The sequence below is a fragment of the Streptomyces sp. NPDC004658 genome, from assembly GCF_040609555.1.
Taxonomy (GTDB): Bacteria; Actinomycetota; Actinomycetes; order Streptomycetales; family Streptomycetaceae; genus Streptomyces.
In genome coordinates this window covers 41,885-58,356 of the sequence record NZ_JBEXKG010000020.1, presented here as the reverse complement: position 1 = coordinate 58,356, position 16,472 = coordinate 41,885, and the positions used below count along the sequence as shown (strand labels likewise).

Here is a 16,472-nt window from a genome sequence, read left to right as displayed (position 1 = left end):
GCGCCCACGCAGAACGCCGGCCCGTGCGGCCGGGCCGTCCGTGAAAGGAACACCAGCTGGTGAGCACTACGGTAGTCAAGCGGGCCCCGCGCGAGGAGGGCCCTGACATGCCCGAGGGCCAGGTGGAACTCGCCGAGCCGCCGGTGCTCGGCGAACCCGCAGTGACGGACATTTCCTCGGCCCTCATGTACATTCCCATGGGATTGGGCAGCGGCGCGATGATGCTGATGTTCACCCAGGGCAGGCCCGGACCGACGACCTACCTCATGTCCGGCATGATGGGCGCCTCGGTCGCCGGCATGGCCCTGACGCAGATGGGCCGCTCGGGGGGTGAACGACGCCGCAAGATGCGGGCCGAGCGCCGGGACTACCTGCGCTACCTGGCACAGAAGCGGCAGCAGGCCCGGGAGGCCGCCGAGCAGCAGCGCAAGGCACTGCTGTGGGACAACCCCGACCCGGTCGCGCTGCAGTCACTGGCCGAGGGAAGCCGGCTGTGGGAACGCCGGGCGAGCCACGACGACTTCGCACGTATCCGCATCGGCACCGGCTCGCGCCGGGCGGCGCTGGAGTTCCTGCCGCCACAGACCCGGCCGGTGGAGGACCTGGAACCGCTCACGGCGATGTCCCTGCGCCGCTTCACCCGGGCCCACCAGCGGGTACCGCATCTGCCGGTACCCATGGCACTCCGCCGGTTCACCAGTGTGGAGTTCGCCGGTTCCGGCGCCGATGCGCTGGCGCTGATGAGGGCCATGATCGGTCAGCTGGCCGTGCTGCACGCGCCCAGCGATCTGCGCATCGCTCTGCTGGGCCGTGGCATGGCGGCCATGGAGTGGGAGTGGCTGAAATGGCTGCCGCACAACCAGCACCCCGAGGAAGCCGACGCGGCCGGCCCCGTACGGCTGGCCGCCGACGACCACGACGCCCTCATGGAACTGCTCGGGCCGGAGTTGCGGGACCGGCCCGACCATGACCCGGACGCCTCCCCGAGCACGGCGGAGCCGTTCGTAGTCGTCGTGGCCCAGGACATCCGCATCCCCGAGTCGTCCAGGCTGCTGGGCGGAGGCATCCGCAACCTGGTGCTCCTGGATGCAACCGGCGCGCTGCCGGGCGGCGAGCGCGTGCTCAGGCTGACGGTGCGCGACGGACATGCCGAGTACTCCTCCGGCGACACCACCGCCCGCATCCGCGCCGACTCACTCAGCCGGGTGAGGGCCGAACTCCTCGCCCGGTCCGTGGCCCCGATGCGCACCAGCGGTGCCATCGACCTGTCCGACAGCTCGCTGGAGGCGGACTTCGAACTGACCGCCTTGCTCGGACTGCGCGACCCGCACACCTTCGACGTAGCCGCTGCCTGGCGGGCCCGGCAGGCACAGTCGGCCCGACTGAAGGTGCCTCTCGGCGTCACCGAGCACGGCGAGGTCGTCGAACTGGACCTCAAGGAATCCGCGCAGGGCGGCATGGGGCCGCACGGACTGCTGATCGGCGCCACCGGTTCGGGCAAGAGTGAACTGCTGCGCACCCTTGTGATGGGCCTGGTGTCCACCCACTCCTCCGAGGTGCTCAATCTCGTCCTGGTCGACTTCAAGGGCGGCGCGACCTTCCTCAACATGGACCGCCTGCCGCACACGTCGGCCGTCATCACCAACCTCGCCGACGAGATCCACCTCGTCGACCGGATGCGGGACTCCATCAACGGTGAGCTGACCCGCCGTCAGCAGCTGCTGCGCGATGCCGGCTACTCTTCGCTGGTCGACTACGAGAAAGCCAGGCTGTCCGGGGCGAGCTGGCTCAGCCCGCTGCCCTCGCTGCTCATCATCGTCGATGAGTTCTCGGAACTCCTCGCCAGCAAGCCGGAGTTCGTAGACCTTTTCGTCTCGATCGGCCGGCTCGGGCGCAGCCTCGGCGTGCACCTGCTGCTCGCCTCACAGAGGCTGGACGAGGGCCGGGTGCACAAGGTCGAGGGCCACCTGTCGTACCGCATCGCACTGCGCACGTTCTCCTCCATGGAGTCCCGCAGCGTGATCGGCGTCTCCTCCGCCTACGAGCTCCCCTCGGCTCCCGGCAACGGCTACCTGAAGATCGACACCACCAACCTTGTCCGCTTCAAGGCCGCCTACGTCTCCGGGCCCGCCCCCGCGCCCCGCTCGGCCGAGGAAACCCTGGGCGGTGCCGACGAACCCGCCCACGACATCGTCCTGTTCGGGCTGGAACGCATGGAGGCCGCCGCCCCAGAGCCCCTGCCCGCCCCCTCCCCCGCAGGGGCCGCCGCGGCCGGACCCGAGGATCCGGAGGAGAGCGGCGAGAGCCTGTTGGAGGTGCTGGTGCGCCGGCTGGAGGGCAGCGGTCCGCCGGCCCGTCAGGTGTGGCTCCCGCCCCTGAACGTCTCACCCAGCCTGGACGAACTCCTGCCGGGAATCGAGCCCGACCCGCGGCGGGGGATGACGGCGAAAGGCCACGTGGCCCCTGCCCTCACCCGGGTGCCGCTGGGCATGGTCGATCGGCCGTACGAGCAAGCGCGCGAACTTCTCACCACCGACCTGTCCGGCGCCAACGGACACATCGGTGTCGTCGGCGCGCCGCAGACCGGCAAGTCGACGCTGCTGCGGACCCTGATGATGTCGCTCGCCCTCACCCACACTCCGCAGGACGTGCAGTTCTATTGCCTCGACTTCGGCGGGGGTCTCGCCTCGGTCGGCGGTCTGCCGCACGTCGGTTCCGTCGCCGGCCGGCTCGACCGCGACCGAGTGCTGCGCACCGTCGCGGAGATGACCCAGCTGCTGGAACGGCGCGAGAGAGTCTTCGCCGATCGCGGCCTCGAGTCCATGGCCGCGTACCGGGCGCTGCGTGCCGAGGGCGCCGTCGACGACCCCTACGGTGACGTCTTCGTCGTGGTCGACGGCTGGGCCACACTGCGCGGCGAGTACGAGGACGCGGAAACCGTCCTGATGGACCTTGCCGCCCGCGGCCTGGCCTTCGGGCTCCACCTCGTCGGCTCCGCCGTGCGTTGGTCCGAGTTCCGTCCACGGCTGCGCGACATGATGGGGACCAAGCTGGAGCTGCGGCTCGGCGATTCGGTGGAGTCGGAGGTGGGCTCGAGGATCGCCGCGAGCGTTCCCCACCAGCCGGGCCGTGGTCTGGTGGCGTCCGGCCACCACTTCCTGTCCGCGCTGCCCCGGATCGACGGCTCCGCCGGGACCGAGGACCTGACCGCGGCGACCCGGGCGGCTGCCGCGGAGATCAACACCTTTTGGACCGGGCGCCCGGCCCCCGAGGTGCGGCTGCTGCCCGCCCGGCTGCCGGCCGGCCAACTGCCGTCACCGCCCGCAGACAGTGAGGAACTACGGCTGTGCCTCGGTCTGGACGAACAGCGTCTCGCACCCGCCTGGCACGACTTCGGCACGGCACCCCACCTGATGGTCTTCGGCGACGGCGAGACGGGGAAGACCAACGCCCTGCGCCTGGCCATCCGTGCCGTCCTCACCCGCTACACCGCCGACGAGGCGCGCATCCTGGCCGCCGACCCCGGACGCGGCCTACTCCGGGACATCCCCGAGGCCTATCGGGTCGGCTACGCGGTGGACGGACCCGCTCTCACGGAACTCATGAAGTCGGCCGCGGTGTCGCTCGGCAAACGTGTTCCCGGTCCGGAGATCACGCCCGAGCAGCTGCCCCGGCGCGACTGGTGGCACGGGCCCCGGCTGTTCGTCGTGATCGACGACTACGACCTGTTCTCCAGCACCCCCGGCATGCCCTCGCCCACCTCACCGCTGGTGGACCTGCTGGCCCAGGGCCAGCACATCGGCCTGCACCTGATCGTCGCGCGCAGCTCCTCCGGCGCCGCCCGAGCCATGATGGACCCCATGCTGCGGCGCGTGTGGGAACTGGGCAATCCGGCCCTGCTGCTGTCCTATCCCAAGGAAGAGGGCAAGTTCATCGGTGAGGCCCGGCCGCGCCTGCTGCCCCCCGGTCGCGCCCAGCTGGTCACCCGGCGCTCGATCGGCCTGGTGCAGCTGGGGCTGGTGACCTCTCCCTGACCACCATCCGCCCGCCCGACGCCCATGACCGCCACGCACCCGACTCGTGTTCCCGCCACTCCTTCCCGCAGCGGAGCAACTCCATGACGACCTCACCCCCGATGAGCAGCCCGGCCGTCCCAGACCTGTGCCGCCTCACCGTAGAGGGCTTCGCGGGCCGTGCCGACCTCGCTGTGCCGGTCACCATGCCGCTGGCCGCGCTGCTGCCGGTGCTGTTGCGGCAGGCCGGGAAACCCTCCGGTGACGCAGCGTCCTGGACGCTCCAGCGGTTCGGCGAGCCGCCGCTGGACCTCGACGGCACCCCGCAGACCCTCGGCCTGCGGCACGGCGAGGTGCTGTATCTGCGTCCCGAGGCGGAGATTCTGCCGCCGCTGATGTTCGACGACGTCGCGGACGGTGTGGCGCACGTCGTCGAGGGACAGCCCGGTCGCTGGTCGCCCGGTGCGACCCGGTGGCTCTCCCTCGCCGCGGCCGGCCTGGCCGTCGTCGCCGCCGCCACCGTCTTGCTCGCCGCCCCGGGCGGTACCACGGCGGCAAGCGCGGGCCTGTCCGCCCTCGTCATGGGCACCGCCGCCGTCGTCGCGCAGCGCGTGCGGGCGGACCGGGCCGTCGTAGCCGTCGCCGGCTGCGGTGCCCTGGTCCTCGGCCTGGTCGCCGGCGTCGTCTCCACCCCCGCACCGGGCACCACGGGACTGCTGCTCGCCGCCGGCTGGCTCCTGGTTCTGTCCGGCGGGCTCCTGGCGCTGCGCACCCTGCCGCCGGTGGTACCGGCCACCGCCCTCGCCCTGGCGGTCACCACGGCCGCCGTCTGCGCGGTCCATGCCGCGGGCTGCTCGGCCGCGCAGGCCGCCGGACTGGTGGCGGGGGCCCTCTTCGTGCTCGGCCATCTCGCTCCACGGGTCGCGCTGCGCGCCGCCCGTCTCCGCGTCCCCCACCTGCCGCACGACGCCGAACAGCTGCAGCAGGACATCGAGCCCGCAGCGGAGGAGGACGTCCGGCGGCGAACCGTCGTCGCGGTCCTGCTGCTGGACGTCCTGGCCCTCACCACCGCAGTGATCTGCACCGCAGCATGGTGGTTGCTGTCCCTGGACGAGGCGTGGATCGACTGGACGCTGCCGCTGGTCTTCGGTGCGGCGTTGCTGCTGCGCGCCCGAGCGCTGACCGGTGTCATCCAGCGGATCGCGACCACGCTCGCCGGCGCCACAGCCCCGCTCTCGGTCGGGCTCACGCTGGGAACACGCCACGGCACCGGGGCATGGGCTGCGGAGCTGGTGGTCCTGCTCGTTGCCGCGGTGCTGCTGCTGTGGACGGCGCAGCGGCTGCCCGGCGGCAGGCTCCTGCCCGTGTGGGGGCACGTCGGCGACATCGCCGAGTGGGTGTTCTCCATCGCGCTGCTGCCGATGCTGCTGCAACTGGTGCACGTGTACGGCCGCCTTCGCTACCTGGCCAGTTGAGGGAGTGGCGTGCAGACACAACGGGATCACCTCCAGGCCTACCAGTTCGCGATGGGCCGTCTGGCCGCGGCACTGGTGACAGGACAGCCCGGCAACGGCGGCAGCCCTTACCGGCGCGGCTCTGTCGGCACCTTCTTCGGCGTCGTCCTCGTCCTGCTGCTCTGCGTCGGCTTCGCCGTGTGGGGCCTGATCGACCCGGTGGAGAAGAACACCTGGCGACAGCCGGGTTCGATCATCGTCGAGGAGCAGACGGGCAACCGCTACCTGCTGCTCGACGGCACTCTCCGGCCGGTGCGCAACTACGCATCCGCGCTGCTGCTGACCGGGCTCCCGGGCACCGTCCGCACCGCGTCACAGGAGGACCTGAAGGCCGTACCGCACGGATCGCCCGTCGGCATCGACAAGGCCCCGGACTCGCTGCCCACCCCCGGCAACGTGGCATCCGGCGGCTGGACCCGTTGTCTGCGCCCCGATCTGCCGACCCGTGAAGTGCTCGACCTGACGCCGTCCGGAACGACGCCAGTGTCCGCCGGCACCGCCGCCGTCGTCGCCGACCGCTCGGGTCACCGCTTCGTGCTGTGGCGCGGTGTGAAGTACTCGGCGCCCACGGAGGGCACCCTCATCGCGCTGGGCCTGGACGGGGGCCGGCCGGTGACCGCTCCCGACGACTGGCTGGCCGAGGTGCCGTCCGGCGTGCCGCTGAGGGCCCCGGCCGTCCCGCACGACGGTGACCCGGCCGGCCGGATCGGCGACGAGCCGGTGCGGGTGGGCCAGGTCCTGCGCACCTCTGACGCTCAGCAGCCCGCCTACGTGATGCTCAAGGACGGCATCGCCCGGGTGACGGCCACCGAGGCAGCCCTGCTCGCCTCGCGGCCAGGGGCACCGGCGCCGGCGACCGTCGACGCCGCCTCGCTCGCCGCCGCGCCCGTGGCCCCTCACCGGCCGGCCGCCACCCTCCCCGACCTGCGCGGAGCCCCCTTGTCGGGGCCGGCCGGCGCGCTGTGCCTGCGTCAGACGACATCCGGCGTCCACACCACCAACAGCCTGGTGCGGGAGTGGGGCAGTGTGGTCACCGCCAGGCGCCCGGTGCTGGTGGCGCCCGCGCACGGAGTTCTCGTCGTCGACCAGGACGACTTGAGCGCACGCGCCACCTCCCCGCGCACCTATCTCATCGACGACCAGGGCATCCTCTTCCGGCTCTCCGGCCGGGCGGCCCAAGACCTCCGGCTGAGCGGCCCCACCACCGCGATGCCCGGGCGGGTGTTGAAGCTGCTGCCGAACGGCCCCCTGCTGTCGCCGGACGCCGCCATGGCCACCGTGAAGGGAAAGTGAGCGTGCGACTCGACGGCACGCTGGCCACACGTCTGCGCAGCGGTCTGCGGCTGCGCCAGAGCGGTCACACGCTGCTGGTGCACCGCAAGGGCGGCCCCGACCCGGCCGCCCTCGCCCTGGCCGAGGGCCTCGCGGTGGACACCCACCACCGCGTCGTCGTTGCCGACCTGCCGGCCGACGCGCCGCTCACGGACTGGCAGGCGGCCGGCCGGCTGCTCGCCGACCGGACCGAGGGCATCCGCCTGGTCTTCGCGTACGCGGCGTCCTACGACACACGGCGTATCGGCCAGGCCGTCGCGGAGACCACGGGCGGCACTGTGCTGGCCGCGGACGGGACTCCCCGGATGCTCGCCGGGGGCGGTCTGTTCGTGCCCCGCGACCAGGGCACGGGCTGGCTTCGCTTCCGGCCGGGACGGCCGCCCGCGCCGGACTCCCGGCGGTTCCCCAAACCCCAGTGGGAGTTCGCCACTGCGGACGAGCCGTGGAGTCCTGAACCGGGAACCGTCGTGGAACCCATCGCCGGCGGGGTCTGGCTGCGCAGCACCGGGGACGAGCGGGTGATCGGCGTCCGGCACTGGCTGGTCGACCGTATCCCCGCCGGACTCGACACGCTGACGGTCGTCCTGGGCAGTCCCGGCGCACCCCCGGTCAGTCTCGCGGCCACCGTGCGACTGTGGCACAGTGTGCTGCCCTCGGCGCGGGCCTGGCTGCGGTTTCTCCAGCTCGGGCCAGTCACCCTTCCGGGGAACGTGGACTCGTGCGGCCAGGGCCTGGCCGACGCCGTCGGCGAACGGGTGGTCTTCTACGCGGGTGTGCCCACCCTGCCCCCGCACGCGGGTGACGGCACACCCATCGAGGTCCCCAATCACGACGGCACCGCTGCCTGGCGGCCCTTCGTCACCGAGATCCTCTACGTGCCGGGCACTGGAGAGACCCCGTCGCCGCCCATCCTTCTGGGTCTGCGCGCACCGGTGGAGGGAGCGGCCGAAACCTCACCGGGGGTGTACGCGTACACCCCGGACGCCGTCTTGGAGGTGGTGCAGAGCGGCCTGTGGCTGCGTCCGCCCGCCGAGCCGGCGGAGGGGAACCGGGTGCGCCGCGTGGCGGCGGCGCCGGGCCGTGCGGCGATCCTCTACGACCGGCGGACCCCGGATGGCGGAGCACGGCTGCGCCTGCTGGCCGAGGACATGCTCCGTCAGCTCGACCCCGCGCTCCGCGACGCCTTCCGCCTCGCCCCGGCGGACGCGCCGGGGGCCGCCCTCGGCTGGAGCGACACGGACTGGTGGGCCGCGGCCGACGACGGCACCGCCCGCCGGGCACCGGGGGCGGCTGGGGGTCGGCTGGACACGGCCGAGCCGGAGACCACTGGAACGCGGCACGCGTCGGCCGGGCGTCCGGCCGCGTCGGCGGAGGCATCCGGAACGGCCGACGGGACGCGGTCGCGCGTACCGCGGCTCGCGCGGGACGCGGCGCGTACCCCGGGGGAGGCGGCGCCGGACGTTCCCGGGGTGCTGACACCGGCCGGGCCGCCGGTTCCCGGTTCGTCGCGGACGGGGGGCCGTCCACCGCTTTCCGTGGACGGTCCGGTGTCCTCACCGGGTGGGGTGGGGTCCGGTGAGGAGCCGGAGGGCGCTGGTGCGGTGCCTGCGGGGCCCGCCCCTTCGGCCGCGTCGCCTGTCGGGCCGTACGAGCCCACCCTGCCCGGCGACGGACCCGGCGGGCCGCCGCCCTCCGCGCACCAGGCCGCGCCGTCGGCTTCCGGAGCGGCGGCCCCCGCACCCGGGCTGCTCCCGGGCATCACCCCCGCAGTGAACGCCGCCCCGGACCTCGGTGCCGGGCTCGCAGGTGCCTTCGCGCCGCCGGTCGTGCCCGCGCCGGGCGTCCCGCCTGCGGTCGACGGGCCTTCGGTTCCGGGTTCCGGGCCGTCGCCCGGTGCTTCCGGGCTCCCGCCGTCGCCCGCCAGTCCGGCCGACGCCGCCATGGCTCCACCTTCCACCGGCTCGCCGGCCGCCGCCGGCCAGGCTCCGACCGGCACGGCCCGGCCGGCCGGTGACCCGACGGCGCCGTCCGCACCCGCTGCGGTGACCGAGACGTCCCCGGTGCCCGCAGGCCCCGGGGCGGCTGCAGCCGGTGGTTCCAGGCCCGCGCCGCCCGCCGCGCCGGCGTTGCCCCGCTTGCTGCGGCTGGAATCGGACGCTGTGCCCGCGTCGGCGGAGCCTTCTGCCGTGCCGGAGGAGCGGGCCGTGCCCTCGGTGCCGCAGACGCCACCGCTCGCTGCCGCATCGGCCGCATCGGGTGTCCGGGTGCAGCCGGTGCCGGCCGCCGCGGCGTGCGCCTTGCCCCAGGCCCGCGGACTCGCACGGGAACGGGAGTGGGTGCGGAAAAAGTTCGGCGCCCGGTTCAACGAACTGTCAGGGTCGATCTCCCGGGTCCTGTCCGAATCCCCCGGTCTGCAGGCAGGGGCGAAGGACGACGCCATGGACGTCCTGACCGACCTCACCTCGGCACGGCTGTATCTCACCGGCGATCACACGGCGCTGGACGCCGCCGTGCGCGGAGCCACCACCGGACCCCACGTACCGCTGGCGCGTTGCGTATACGCCGGACTGCTCCGGCTGCCCTCCTACCGGGGCCCCGTCCTGCTCCAGGCCCGTGCCACCGCCGCGGAACTGGCCTGGTACGAGGAGGACCGCCGGATCACCGAGTGGTCCTTCTGCGTGGCGGGCACACAACCGTCCGACGCCGAACCCGGCGCCGCCGACTTCGTGCTGTGGTCCATGACCGCGCGCCGCACCCGCCTGCTCGACGCCTCGGTGCCCGACCGGGTGGTCTTCGTGCCGGGCACCGCCTTCAAGGTGCTGCGGACCGACACCGAGGGCCACCGGCCCACCGTCCTGCTGCGCGAACTGTCCGCATCCGAGACCGCACGAGACGCGACCGGCGCCGCGCAGCAGCGCGTGCCCCTCGACGACCTTGCGCTGGACGGCCTGTCCCAGGCGCTGGAACAGCTGCGGGCCCACCGCTCGCGTCCAGCGGAACCGTCCCCCGCGCGGGCAGCCCGCGCGGCGCTGCTGGGCGTCGCGCCGGGCCTGGTCCCGGCGAACGGCCCCATCCCGCCCACCCCGACGAGCGGCGGGACGACGACCAAGGAAGTGGAAACGTGAGCCGGCAGGTCCTGACCGTAGCGTCCGACGGGCCGGGCGGATACCGGTCCATCGCCGCTGCCCTCCACGACGCGCGGGAGGGGGCACTGATCACCGTGGCGCCCGGCCGATACGCCGAGAGCCTGCACGTCACCGTGCCGGTTACCATCGCGGCGCAGGACAGCAGCCGACCGCCCGAACTCCACGCGGAGCGGGGCAGCGCCGTCGTCCTGGACGCGGAGGCCGTTGCATTGTCCGGCCTGCACCTGACGGGTGCCGACCCGGAGGCCCCGGTCGTGGACGCCCGGCGCGGGCAGGCGGCGCTGGACGGCTGCCGGGTGGCCGGTTCCGCCTGGGCAGGACTGCTGGCCTGGCACGAGGGCACGGTCGCGCTGCGCGAGTGCGAGGTCACCAACGCGCGCGGTGCCGGGGTCGTGGTGACCTCCGGCCGGGGCAACGTGGTGGAACGGACGCGGATCACCGACGTGGGATCCTCGGCCGTCGTGGTCGCGGAGCAAGGCAGACTGAGCGTCCGTGACTGCCAGGTGGAGCGAACCAGGGGCAACGGGGTCTGCGTGAACGGCGCCGCCCTGGTCGACGTGGAGGCCACCCGTATCGACGGGTGCGCCAAGCCCGCCCTGGCGGTGGAACAGCAGGCCCGTGCCGAGCTGTCGGACGTGCACGTGACCGGGAGCGCCGCGCTGGACGCCTATCTGACCAGCAGCGGCGAGACGCTTTTGAAGGACTGCCGGTTCACCGGCGCGGCCCAGCGGTCCGTGCACGTGGGACCAGGCGCGGCTCCGCTGCTGCGGGGCTGCGCCGTTGAGGGCGCGGGGGAGTACGCCGTGCACGTCTCCGCCGGCGCCCGGCCCCGCCTGGAGGAGTGCGCGATCACCGGCAGCCAGGTGGGCATCGCCGTCGAGGCGGACGGCTTCGTCGAGTGCGCGGGGCTGAACGTGACCGATGCCGCGCAGGCCGCGCTGCGCGTGGACGGGGCGGGCCGGGCGCTGCTGGAGCGGTTCACCGTCTCCGGGCGGCGGGGCCTCGCGGCCGTGGTACGTGCCGGGGGGCGCCTGGAGGTCCGCGACGGTGAGCTCGACGGCGCCGGTGGCATCGACCTCGACGACGCGGCCGAGGCGGAGCTGACCGGAATCCGGTTGCGGGTGCCGGGCGGGGCGGGACTGTCCCTGGGCGGCGCGTCACGGGCCACGCTCGTCGGGGCGGCGATGTCCGATTGCGCGGTGGTCGTCGGCGCCGATTGCGAACTCGTCGCGCGGGACAGTGAGTTCACCCAGTCCGATGGCGACGGCATCCGACTGGCCGGCGGCGGGACGCTGCTCGCGACCGGATGCCGCGTCACCGGCGCCCGCGGTCACGGTGTGCACATCACCCAGGGCGGCCGGGCCGAACTCACCGGCTGTGTGTTGACGGGCAACGCCGGGGACGGCGTGCGCGCCCAGACGGACGAGCCCGTCGTGGTGATCGAGTGTGAGATTCGCGACAACGGCGGCCGTACGCTGCGCGAATTGCCCGCGGAAGGTGGAACGGGCGCCGCTCCCGTCGCCGCGGGACGGGTGGACCCGACGCTCACGGTCGGCCCTCTCGCCGAACTCGAGGCCCTGGTCGGCCTGGAGAGCGTCAAGCGGGAGGTCACGGGGCTGATCAATGTCAACAAGATGAGCCAGCGGCGCCAGGAGATGGGCTTGCCGATGCCGCCGATGAGTCGGCACCTGGTGTTCGCCGGGCCGCCCGGCACGGGAAAGACCACGGTGGCGCGGCTCTATGGCGCCGTTCTCGCGGAACTGGGCATCCTGAGCCAGGGACACATCGTGGAAGTGGCGCGGGCGGACCTGGTCGCCCAAATCATCGGCGGTACGGCCATCAAGACCACCGAAGTGTTCAAGAATGCCTTGGGCGGAGTCCTGTTCATCGACGAGGCCTACACGCTCACGAACCAGACCCGCGGCAGCGGCCCGGACTTCGGGCAGGAGGCCGTCGAGACTCTGATGAAGCTGATGGAGGACCACCGGGACGAGATCGTCGTCATCGTGGCCGGCTACTCGGAGCAGATGGACCAGTTCCTCGCCTCCAACCCCGGCATGGCCTCCCGCTTCGCCCGCACGGTGGAGTTCCCCAACTACAGCACTGGGGAACTGGTCACCATCGTGCGCGGGCTGTGCGCCAAGCACTACTACGAGCTGGCCGACAGCGCCCTGGAGGCGCTGCAACGCTATTTCGAGGACGTACCCAAGGGGCCGACGTTCGGAAACGGCCGTGTCGCACGTCAGGTGTTCGAGGAGATGATCAGTCGGCAGGCCTCGCGCCTCGCCGCGGACCCGCCCGGGGACGACCACGCGCTGAGCGTGCTCACCGGCGACGATGTCCTCACCGTGCCGCCGGCCAGGACTGCGACGGAAACGGAGGAGCCGGCGGAGGAAGCCGCACCGGGCGGTAGGACGGCTGTGCGAGGACCGGCCGGGGCGCGCGCCGTCCGGCCGGACGCGGCGGTGCGCCGGCTGCAGGAGATGAACGGGCTGACATCGGCCCGTCAGGCTTTGACCGCGAGGCTGCTGCAGTTGGCCGGGAGCGACGCCCCCGCCGCGGACCTCGTCCGGTCGGCAGCTGTCGTCCTGGAGGGTGTTCCTGGCTCCGGCCGGCGGGCGCTGGCCGCCCGCTATGCCTGCGGCCTGGCCGAGCTGGGCCTGTCGGTCACCGGCCGCGTGGACCGGGTAGCGCTGTCCCGGGTGGGGGCCGGCTGGCCGGAACAGCCGCTGGCGTGGCTGCTCGCGGCCCGGGAGGAGAGCGCGGGGGGCGTCCTGCTGCTTGACGTCGATCCCGCGTTCGCCCGTCGGGAGGAAGCCGAACGCGGCGCGGTCGTCGAAGCGGTGACGACGGCCCTCCTTCGACCGGACGGCCCGGTGACGGTGCTGAGCGGCTCGGCTCCCCATCTCGGGCGGCTGCTGCGCGAACACGACGGCCTCGCCGCGTGTTTCGCCGAGTACGTACGTCTGCAGCCCTATTCCGCCGATGAACTCGTGGGACTGGTCGCGCGTCGACTGCGTGGCTGCGGAGCGGAGCTGACCGGCGAGGCGGAAGCCGCGCTGGTCGCCGAGTTCGGGCGCCAGGCCCCGCAGGGCGCGGCGTTCGGGGCGCACCGGCTCGCGGACTTGTTGGTGCGCCGTATCGTGACGCCTGTGGTGTCGCTCGCCGATCTGTACTCGACGGGGCTGCTGACCAGGCCGGAAGCGGGGTCGGCGGACGCTGCCGAGGTATCCGGGCTCGACCCCGCGGGGCGGGCGGAGACGGTGCCACTGTCCTGAGCACACGGGGCTCGCGGTCGTCCAAGGCCGCTGTCACCGTGCATCCATACCTCCACATCCCGGGCCCGGACAGAGACAAACAGGCAGAGTCGGCGGACAGGTGGACCTCATCGGCCGACACGCCGCAGGTGAGCGCCGCGGGCGCTCGATGATGACACAAGGTTCGTCGGCAGGTGCGAACTTGAGGCTCGCGCCCGCCCGAGTGCAGTACGAGACGAAGGGCAGGACATGGCACTGAGGACAAATGTCGATATCCAGGGAATGGTCGCCGCGCAGGGCGCCTTCCAGACCGCCGTGGACGAGACGGGCAGGACCCGCACGCAGATGGAGTCGCAGATCAGCTCGCTGGTCGCCAGTTGGTCCGGTGACGCGGCCACGGTCTACCTCCAGGCCATGACGGAGTGGCTGTCGGAGTACCAGCGCGTGTGCCAGGCGCTCCAGCGGATGCTGGAGACGCTGCAGAACAACACCAACCTCTATGGCAACGTGCACTCGGGCACCCAGTCCCAGGCGAGGGCGGTCGCCAGCGCCATGGCGACGCCCGGTCTGCCCGCCTTTCCCATCTGACCCGTGGCCACGGCTCCTTCCCGGTCAGCCATGAAGCACGCCCCCCATTTCCGAGAGGCCGAAAAATGACGTACTCCGTCGACCGTTCCAACGTGGACACCATCGTGGGTGAGATGTCCGCGATCACCAGTCAACTCCTCTCCACTCTGGAGCAGCTGGATAGCCAGGCGAAGATCCACCTCAGCCAGTGGACCAGTGAGGCCCAGGAGGTCTACACCCAGGTCAAGTCCCAGTGGGACGGCGCCGCGGCTCACATGGCCCAGCTCGCCAACACCGCCACCTCCACGCTCGGCCACATCAACGCCGCCTACACCTCGGGTGAGCAGCAGGGCATGCGGATGTGGGGTGCCTAGCCGTGCCCCTCGATGACCGTCCGACCAACGGTACTCCTCCGGGGGACTCCGACCGGAAGCCGTCGCCCGGCGCCCCCCCGGACGGCACGCAGTGGAAGGGGTCGACCCACTTCCCGGGCGGTACCGGCTCGCTCGGCGACAACGGGGCGACATGGCTGCACCCACCGATCCCCGGCGCGGGCGGCCCGGGAAAACCAACCACAGTGGACACCCCGTCCATGCTCCTCTACGCGTCGAACATGGAGTCGCTTCTGCCGCACATCGACGCCGCCATGGAACGCCTCGAACCGGTGGTGGCGGCAGCCGGCGGCCTCCCGGCGGGGCGGACGCTGCGTGCGACCGTAGGGTCCACGGAGAAGACCACCGGCAAGGCGGCGGGCTTGGTGAGCGCCTATTACTCCTCGCTCACCGACCTCAAATCCGGGGTGACGGATCTGGTCGCCGCCGTGCGTGACATGGCCAAGAAGTACGACCGTCTGGAAGACCTCAACCAGATGTCCGCCGCTCAGCTGCAGAAGTACATGCAGGACACGACGGCGGACTTCGACCAGCTCGACAAGCATCTTCCCACCGGCTCGGCCGGCGGAAGCGGAAGCGGAAGCGGCGGGGGCAGCGGAAGCTGAGTCCGCCCTGGCACCGTCATCACTGCAACGAGGACACACAGCATGCCCGACGACAAGTACAACAGCGGTGGGTTCACTCAGAACGACGACGGTGCCATCTTCTCCAACCTCAGCGACGATCTCGACCGTAAGGACGTCTTCGACAGCTGGGACTGGAAGCAGATCATGGCCGCCATCCTGGGCAGTTCTCAGGGCGGCCTCACGGAGGAGAACGCCAGCCACGCGCGGAGCATCGCGTACTGGCCGTCGCTGCAACAGGCGGCGGACGCGTTCCACTTCGTCCAGCGCACGCTGGAGCAGGTGGCGTCGGTGATGTCCGACCAGACCAAAGCACTGGCCGGTCCCGACGGCCCGTGGCGAGGTGACGCCGCCGATGTCTTCCACGACACGCTGGATAGCTTCTCCAAGCGCATCGCGGCGGCGGCCGACGCGTTGGCGGGCGGCAAGTCGGGGCAGCATTCGGTGCCCCAGCAGCTCGCCAACAACGCCGTCGCCCTCAAATGGGCCCAGGAGACGATCGTCGAGATCGATCACTGGTACGCCCAACTCTCGCTCCAGTACGGCAAATTGCACGGTAAAAGAGTCAGCTCGATGAGTGACGGCCGGATACCCATCCACGACGTTACCGTGGGCGGGCAGTTGCTGGAACCGATGATGCAGCATGACATGTATCAGGTCGCGGCGTCACTGTCGGGTGCCTACGACCTCACCGTGGACAACGTCAAACTCCCCGGGTCGGTGAGCGGCCCGCGGACCAACGGCAGTTTGGACACGCCGGACCAGCCCGCGGTGGAGGCGCCGCCGGACACGGGCGGGGGTGGCGGCCTCACCGTCCCCCCGGTCGACAGCGCTCTCGGCACGGGTGGAGGGGGCGGAGTTCCCGGGTTCGGCGGGGACACGTCCGTACCCGGACTTGACGACACCGGAGGTGCGGCCAGTCCGTTTCCCGGCAGCACCCTTGCCACCGATCTCGGCGGCGGTGCGGGGAGCGTGCCGTCCTTCGATCCTGGCAATCTGGACCGGGCGCTCAACCCGGGCGGTACCGCTGATCTCGACGCCTCGCCCAGCCCCTTCCCCGGTGCCACGGGGCTGCCCGGTGGTGACACGAGTGCCCTTCCGGGCGGGGATCTGCCCAATGACTTCGCCGCCAGCCCCTTCCCGGGTGCTACGGGGCTGCCTGGTGGTGACACGAGTGCCCTTCCGGGCGGGGATCTGCCCAATGACTTCGCCGCCAGCCCCTTCCCGGGTGCTACGGGGCTGCCCGGTGGTGACACGAGTGCCCTCCCGGGTGCCGCGACGGCCTTCCCGGGAGACACCGGCCTTGCCGAAGGCGGTCAGACCCCGTCGACCTTCACGGCCGCTCCTTTCCCGGGAGTGACCAGCCTGCCGACGGGCGACACGGCCGACGTGCCGCCCACGAGCAGCGGGCTCACGGACGCGTCGGCGTCACCGTTCGATGATGCCGGCCTACCCCAGGACTACCCGGGCGACCTCGGTCTCGGCTCATCCGGCACCGCGCCGGCGACGGGTGACCTGCCCGTGGACACGACGCTGCCCTCAGGGTTGCCGGGCAATGTCGCCCTGGAATCGCCGGGAACCCTTCCGGAGACGACTCCGCAGGAGTTCCCGGGTGTGGGGGAGGCCGG

At 72.3% G+C, this 16,472-nt stretch carries 8 protein-coding genes and 1 pseudogene; all 9 read left to right on the top strand.

Translation table 11 applies throughout. The features are described 5' to 3' along the window. The first annotated feature begins 59 nt into the window (after window positions 1-59). Complete coding sequence (gene eccCa, locus ABZV94_RS10550; protein ID WP_356339376.1) at window positions 60-4,034, top strand: type VII secretion protein EccCa; 3,975 nt, start codon at window positions 60-62, stop codon at window positions 4,032-4,034. An 83-nt stretch (window positions 4,035-4,117) separates the two neighbouring features. After that, window positions 4,118-5,488: a type VII secretion integral membrane protein EccD gene (gene eccD / locus ABZV94_RS10545; protein WP_356339373.1), complete on the top strand. Its 1,371-nt coding sequence runs from the start codon at window positions 4,118-4,120 to the stop codon at window positions 5,486-5,488. Window positions 5,489-5,497: 9 nt separating this feature from the next. Beyond that, window positions 5,498-6,820: a type VII secretion protein EccB gene (eccB, locus tag ABZV94_RS10540; RefSeq protein ID WP_356339371.1), complete on the top strand. Its 1,323-nt coding sequence runs from the start codon at window positions 5,498-5,500 to the stop codon at window positions 6,818-6,820. After that, window positions 6,817-9,984 (top strand): hypothetical protein, encoded by a 3,168-nt coding sequence (locus tag ABZV94_RS10535; RefSeq protein WP_356339369.1) that lies wholly within the window; start codon window positions 6,817-6,819, stop codon window positions 9,982-9,984. Before eccB ends, ABZV94_RS10535 begins: the two co-directional genes overlap by 4 nt. Next, window positions 9,981-13,283 (top strand): right-handed parallel beta-helix repeat-containing protein, encoded by a 3,303-nt coding sequence (locus ABZV94_RS10530; RefSeq protein WP_356339367.1) that lies wholly within the window; start codon window positions 9,981-9,983, stop codon window positions 13,281-13,283. Before ABZV94_RS10535 ends, ABZV94_RS10530 begins: the two co-directional genes overlap by 4 nt. Window positions 13,284-13,511: 228 nt before the next feature. Then, window positions 13,512-13,850 carry a WXG100 family type VII secretion target gene (locus ABZV94_RS10525; RefSeq protein ID WP_356339365.1) on the top strand — a complete coding sequence of 113 codons (339 nt, stop codon included), beginning with the start codon at window positions 13,512-13,514 and terminating at the stop codon, window positions 13,848-13,850. Between the two features lie 65 nt (window positions 13,851-13,915). Further along, the gene (locus ABZV94_RS10520; RefSeq protein ID WP_356339363.1) at window positions 13,916-14,203 is read left to right on the top strand and encodes a WXG100 family type VII secretion target; all 288 of its coding nucleotides are present in this window, start codon (window positions 13,916-13,918) and stop codon (window positions 14,201-14,203) included. A gap of 239 nt (window positions 14,204-14,442) precedes the next feature. Beyond that, a complete protein-coding gene (locus ABZV94_RS10515) occupies window positions 14,443-14,826 on the top strand; it encodes a hypothetical protein (RefSeq protein ID WP_356339360.1) in 384 nt (127 codons plus the stop codon). A gap of 42 nt (window positions 14,827-14,868) precedes the next feature. Continuing rightward, a pseudogene (locus tag ABZV94_RS10510) lies at window positions 14,869-16,472 on the top strand (hypothetical protein); the annotation flags it as partial.